Below are 6083 nucleotides of genomic sequence, written 5' to 3' on the forward strand. Positions count from 1 at the left end.
GTGCGGCATCTCATAAAGCCCGATCGCCCGGTACTCTATCTTGATCTTGAAAGCGCATCGGGGCCGAAAAAGCGCCTGAAGGCAGGCCGCCTTGCCGGAGAGGTTGCCTGCGAGAAGGGCAGGGTGCTCGAACCGCGCAACTGAACGGTTGCCGGTTTCAGGAAGAAGCCGGGCCCTGTTTTCTTGCGTGACGTTTTGCGATAAGGAACCCCGAGAGGTAGATCAGGATGAAGCCGGGTATGACCACGCTGAAGAACAGTATTTCCTGTTGCGGCGTTCTCAGCTGTCCTGACGTCCATACCATCCAGACAAACAGCGCCCACAGGGGTCCTACCACCAGAAAGGTGATGTTCCAGAGTTTTGCGAAGCTTTGGTTCATGATGCCGTAGAGTGTTAGAGTGATTTGATCAAACCTGACCGGCTCAGGCTTCGGCCTGCAGTTTCATTTTCCGCTCGTGACTTTTCTCGAGCCAGATTCTTACCAGATACTGTACGGCGTTGATGATGTAACTCGAATAGGCCACGGTGGCCCAGACCACCAGGGTGCTGTCGGCATAGCCCTTCCAGGCGAGAACGAAGTAGAGGAAATGAAAGAAGGTTGCAACCGAGCTGCCTACATCCTCCCAGAAAAACTCTTTCGAAAAGACCCATTTGCCGAAAAGATCCTTCTCGAAGAACATGCCGGTGATGAAGAGTATGACAAAAAAGAGCGTCTTGAAGAGAATGGCCACGCTGATCCAGAAGAAATCGATGGAGGCGGGATTGCTGGCATACAGGGCGTTCAGACCGATACCGGTCAGAAAGATGACGAACTGCACCGGCGCCAGCAGGATCTGGATTTCGGTCCATACGGATGCGTTGCGCTTGGCAAGCTGTTCAGGCGTGTAACGTGGCATGATAAGTCTTGTTTTACAACTTGAGTGAATAAGGAATCGGAAATCCGCCGGCAATTATCCCGCTTCTCTTTCTGAACTTTCATGAATATCGTCATCCGCTTCAGCCAATACCATCGTCACGCATAATCCCCTCCGGAGGGAATAAACCATCTTCCACCATATGTCGGTCAATGCCGAAAAAAAAACTGCAGTGGGCTCTCATTTGAAACCACTCATGGGGTCTTGCCGTGACAACGGTTGCGGTTCGGCAGGATCCCGAAAGAAAAAGACAATGAAAAATAAAGCAAAGGAATGGATTTTCCTGCCGATAGAACCGGATTTTATGTTTCAGCCGCCGCCTGTTTGCCGGTTTCCGCATCCGTTTTTGCCGGGCATGCGTGTCTGAACGGTGCAGACCGGGCTGCCGGATGGGGTCTGGCGAGAGAGGCGTTTTCCCTTCGTGCCTGCCCGTAAAGATGAGTCTGCATCAATTCCCCCACAGCCACAGTCATAACCCCGCCGACCTGAACTCGAGGTGCGGCGGCAAGGTCTCTTTCACCGATGCTCCGGGCAGGGAACGGCCATTCCGGCCTGTGTTCCTGCCGGAAAAGCCGAATGTCCCGGTCTTGCCATGCGGGTGTTCGTCTTTCCGGTTGATTTATCTTTTATTTGGTTAAAATTATTTTAAGCCTAAAAAAATTATCTATTTTATGCATATTGCCTAATATGAACAGGATTTTTCAGGCAAGCATTAATAAAAAAAACGCAGGAGGCATCCGGCGGGGAGTCTGCCGAGTAACCGTATTTTTTAAAAGGAATTACAACAGTTTTTCCGATGTAACGAACAGCAATCTAAAAAGCCATGAAAAAAATTGAAGCCATCATCAGGACAAACAAGTATGAGGATGTCAAAAAAGCTCTTCATGAAATCGATATCGATTTCTTCACCTGGTGGGACGTTACCGGTCAGGGTAACGACACAAAACACAAGACGGAGATCTACCGGGGGACGGTGAGGGATACCTCGTATATCTCCCGTCGCAGTCTGTCGATCGTCGTTCGCGACATCAATCTTCAGAAAACCATCGATTGTCTTCTGAATGCGGCCAGAACGGGCGAAGTGGGAGACGGCAAGATATTCGTTACCGATGTCGAGCTGTCCTACAGGATACGTACCGGCGAAAGTGGCGACGAATCACTCTACAACAGGGATTAGGATTTTCAAAAAAAGCGGTTTCAACAAATCAGCAAGAAACAATTAACCATGTCAAAAAAACTGATATTTATCCTGGCAGGGATTTTTCTGGTTATGGGCTTTGCCCTTGGCGGAGATCTTTTTGCCTATACTACCCCTGACCCGGCAGGCCTTCATGCCGGAACGACTGCTGACATCACGGCGGCAACCGCCGGCTCTCCCACCGCAACGGAGATAACCGACCAGATAGGCAAGAACAAGGTGGCAATCAACATGGTATGGGTGCTGCTCACCGGCTTTCTGGTCATGTTCATGCAGGCAGGGTTTGCCATGGTCGAATCCGGACTCACACGGGCGAAGAATGCCGCCCACACGATGTCCATGAACATGATGATCTACCCTATCGGCATGCTCGGGTTTTTCATCAGCGGTTTCGCTCTCATGTTCGGCGGTGTCGGTACCCTTGGGCTTCTTGGGGGTTACGAGGGACTGAACCAGGAGTTCGCACTGAGTCTTTTCGGCCACACCTTCGGGCTGTTCGGCACAAAAGGCTTCTTTCTGAACAACGTCTATGACGTCGGCGTCTTTACGCTCTTTCTCTTTCAGATGGTATTTATGGATACGACGGCAACCATTCCGACCGGATCGATGGCCGAGCGCTGGAAATTCTCGGCTTTCGTGGTTTATGGCCTGGTCCTCGGCACCATCATCTATCCTCTCTACGGCAACTGGGTATGGGGAGGCGGCTGGCTTGCGACCCTCGGCAAGGAGTTCGGCCTCGGTCACGGCCATGTCGATTTTGCCGGATCTTCGGTTGTACACATGACCGGTGGCGTTCTTGCCCTTGTCGGAGCTATCATCATCGGACCCAGAATCGGCAAGTACAACAAGGACGGTTCACCGAACGCCATCCCGGGCCATAACATCCCAATGGCCATTATCGGCGCCTTCATCCTCGCATTCGGATGGTTCGGCTTCAACCCCGGCTCGACGCTTGCCGGAACGGACCTGCGCATCAGTGTGGTTGCAGTCAATACCATGATCGCTTCCGCTACAGGCGCGGTATCCTCGATGCTCTATATGTGGCTTTTCAAGACGAAAAAGCCTGATCCCACCATGATGATCAACGGTCTGCTTGCCGGTCTGGTTGCCATAACGGCCCCTTCGGCTTTTGTGAACGTGCAGGCGGCGGCCCTTATCGGCCTGATTTCAGGCGTTCTGGTGATTGAAGCCGCATTTTTCATTGAAAAGGTTCTGAGGATTGACGATCCGGTCGGCGCCGTTGCGGTTCACGGCGTCAATGGAGCATGGGGGTGCATCGCTCTCGGGCTGTTTGCCGACGGTACTTACGGCGACGGCTGGAACGGCGTGCCCGGAACGGTTGCCGGTTTGTTCTATGGCAACCCCGGCCAGTTTGTCGCGGAACTCATAGGTGTTGCGACCAACATTGTTTATGTGGGTATTATCGGGTTTGTGGTCTTCAAGCTGATCGATCTCACCATCGGCAACAGGGTCAAGCCCGAAGACGAGCTCGATGGCCTGGATGTTCCTGAAATGGGTGTCGAGGGATACTGTGGCATCAAACTCGACAAGAACTCTGAAACGCCCCTGACCAAATAAGGGAGTTCCGTCAATTCCTGAAAAAGCCGCCTCTGCAAAGGGCGGCTTTTTTTTTGCCCCCGCAGGGAAACCGGAGAACCTTGCCGGTTTGTGCAGCGAGCCTTTTTCTCGAGTGCCGCGCTTGGCCGAGGCGGACATACGCATTGCCGACTGAAACCGGACACCGTTTTGGCTGCCGGACGGGGTTCTTTCCGTGTCGCCCGCATCGGGCTCTAATTCGACTGTCTATAAAGAAATGAACGCGATGCGATTTTTCGGATAATTGGATTATTTTCTTCCTTTGCTTGCGTTTTTCCATCAGGGCCTCTTCGCATTGACTCTCTTTTGAAAAGGCAAAATCATAATGCCGGCATCCCTGTTTTCCCTTGATGCAGGATCGTTTTTTTTACGTTTAAACAGTGCAGGACAATGAGGGAGTTTCTTAAAAATGCAGCAAATGGTAACGGGCTGGAACGCATACGGGAGTGGGAAGCGAAGAGCTGGGTAAATGTGGAGTGTCCGGACCGGGAGGATAAGGCGTATATCACGGATACGTTACAGGTGCCTTTCTCCTTTTACGGGGACATCGAAGATGTGGACGAGCGGCCGCGTATTGAGGTCGAAGACGGCTGGTTCTTCGTGCTTCTGAGAATTCCCTATAAAACCGGAGATCCCGACCAGCCGTTCACGACGGTTCCTTTGGGCGTGATTTTCAACGATGAGGTCATGCTGTCGGTCTGCTTTTTTAAAACGGATCTCATACAGGATTTCATCGAATACTCAAGGCGGAAAAGCATCATCATCGAGAACAATTTCGATTTACTCCTGAAATTGCTTCTCTCTTCGAGCATCTGGTTCCTGAAGTATCTGAAACAGATAAACCTGCAGATAAAAAACGCGGAAAGCAAGCTCGAGAAATCCATTAAAAACGAAGACCTGCAGACGCTTCTGAAAATCGAAAAGTGTCTCGTTTATTTCATGACCTCTCTCAAGGCGAACGATATCCTGCTGCACAAGCTGAAGAACCTTAAGCACAAAAAAGTGGATTTCGACCTAGATCTGATCGACGATGTCGAGGTCGAGCTGAAGCAGGCACAGGAGATAAGCCACATTTACAGCGATATTCTCAGCGGCATGATGGACGCCTACGCTTCCGTGATATCGAACAACCTCAATGTCGTCATGAAACGTCTGACCTCCATTTCCATCATTCTGATGATCCCGACGCTCATTGCGAGCCTTTACGGAATGAACGTTCCCAATTCGTTTGAAAGTTCGCCACTCGGGTTCTGGTTCATTCTCCTGTTTTCCTTTCTGCTTTCGACCTCAGGCGTCCTGTTGTTCAAGAGCAGGCACTGGCTGTAACTCCACCGGCCTCATCCTTCGCCGGGCGCTGGTACTTGAAAATGCAGACCGGACTGCCGAAGGCCTGCCGGCAAAGGATTTCACCTTTCATTTCGGGGAAGGCCCTGTGGGAAGCTTCCATATCCATTTCGCAGATCACATGGCAGGGTGTTTCGAAGCCGTACTCCATGCAGACATCCAGATACGGGCAGAAGCGCTGGATCTCCAGTACGGCGTCCACGCCGCGGTTCGAAATGTCCACCACATCCATCTCCATGCCCACCGCTGCGAAAAAAGGGATGGCAGCCCTGAACCCTTCCGCAAGCGTTGGCAAGGCCAATGACGGGCCCATCCGCTGCCTCTGCAGTTCGGGGAACCCTTCGAGCATGCTTTCCCATGCAGCATCTTCGCCATGTTCAGCGCAGAGCGCCCTGAATTGTGCGAACTTTTTTCTGGCGGTTTCGATCAATTCCGGACTTTTGTTCTGCATGGTTTTGTCTCCCTTCTTTCCCTGTTGCGGTTTATTGCAAAGAACTTCATATTTCAAGATACGCCGAAAGGAGAGGATGTTCAAATATCCATGCCGCCCTGTGGTGAACATGCTGAAGAAGGGAAGATTTTGATGAACTTAAGGAAATTGGTTGCCGGTAAAAAAAACAGAAGGAGAGAGGTGATATTATGAACGAACAGGGGAAGCCAGAGGTTCCGGAAATTTTCACCAGGCGCGTGGTTCGATCGCTTCCGCCGCAGGAGCTGGAGGCTCGCATCCTTGCTTTTCTTGCTTCGCGCCGGCTGTGCGTGCTCTCCACCTGCCGCAACAGAATACCGAGAGCCACGCCCATCCTTTTTCGCTCGAAAGGCTTTATCCTCTACATGGCCGGAGAGCCTGGCCAGAAACTCGGCAACATCAAGCAGAACCCCAATGTCAGCGTGGCCGTGTTCGATCCGAAATCCGAGTTTTCCGACGATATCCACGATATCACCGGTCTGCAGATCAGGGGGCGAGGCAGGCTGCTCGGCAAGCAGGACCCAGGGTTCATGGAGGCGTTCGGGCTTTTCGGGCGTCCCGA

The 6083-nt window shown here is 51.9% G+C and carries 8 protein-coding genes; 5 read left to right on the plus strand and 3 right to left on the minus strand.

The features are described 5' to 3' along the window. Window positions 1-157: 157 nt before the first annotated feature. Both WBP50_RS04510 and bchF read right to left on the minus strand, forming a co-directional pair. Window positions 158-379, minus strand: a complete 222-nt coding sequence (locus tag WBP50_RS04510; protein WP_423931983.1) for a hypothetical protein — start codon at window positions 377-379, stop codon at window positions 158-160. Window positions 380-422: 43 nt separating this feature from the next. Beyond that, a complete protein-coding gene (gene bchF / locus WBP50_RS04515) occupies window positions 423-896 on the minus strand; it encodes a 2-vinyl bacteriochlorophyllide hydratase (protein ID WP_423931984.1) in 474 nt (157 codons plus the stop codon). A gap of 160 nt (window positions 897-1056) precedes the next feature. Between bchF and WBP50_RS04520 the strand changes: the two genes are divergently transcribed. From WBP50_RS04520 to WBP50_RS04535, 4 genes are all read left to right on the plus strand, one after another. Next, window positions 1057-1281: a hypothetical protein gene (locus WBP50_RS04520; protein ID WP_423931986.1), complete on the plus strand. Its 225-nt coding sequence runs from the start codon at window positions 1057-1059 to the stop codon at window positions 1279-1281. A gap of 456 nt (window positions 1282-1737) precedes the next feature. Beyond that, the gene (locus tag WBP50_RS04525; protein WP_423931987.1) at window positions 1738-2091 is read left to right on the plus strand and encodes a P-II family nitrogen regulator; all 354 of its coding nucleotides are present in this window, start codon (window positions 1738-1740) and stop codon (window positions 2089-2091) included. A 48-nt stretch (window positions 2092-2139) separates the two neighbouring features. Beyond that, window positions 2140-3690: an ammonium transporter gene (locus WBP50_RS04530; RefSeq protein ID WP_423931989.1), complete on the plus strand. Its 1551-nt coding sequence runs from the start codon at window positions 2140-2142 to the stop codon at window positions 3688-3690. Window positions 3691-4098: 408 nt separating this feature from the next. Next, entirely contained in the window at window positions 4099-5034 is a 936-nt protein-coding gene (locus WBP50_RS04535; protein WP_423931990.1) for a magnesium transporter CorA family protein, read from the plus strand. Here the strand turns inward: WBP50_RS04535 and WBP50_RS04540 are convergent. Then, window positions 5012-5503, minus strand: a complete 492-nt coding sequence (locus tag WBP50_RS04540; RefSeq protein ID WP_423931992.1) for an L-2-amino-thiazoline-4-carboxylic acid hydrolase — start codon at window positions 5501-5503, stop codon at window positions 5012-5014. The genes WBP50_RS04535 and WBP50_RS04540 overlap by 23 nt on opposite strands. Window positions 5504-5691: 188 nt before the next feature. Between WBP50_RS04540 and WBP50_RS04545 the strand changes: the two genes are divergently transcribed. Next, window positions 5692-6083 (plus strand): pyridoxamine 5'-phosphate oxidase family protein (locus WBP50_RS04545; RefSeq protein WP_423931994.1); only part of this gene is annotated, 392 nt, incomplete at its 3' end.

It is taken from the genome of Chlorobium sp., assembly GCF_049593655.1.
Taxonomy (GTDB): domain Bacteria; phylum Bacteroidota; class Chlorobiia; order Chlorobiales; family Chlorobiaceae; genus Chlorobium.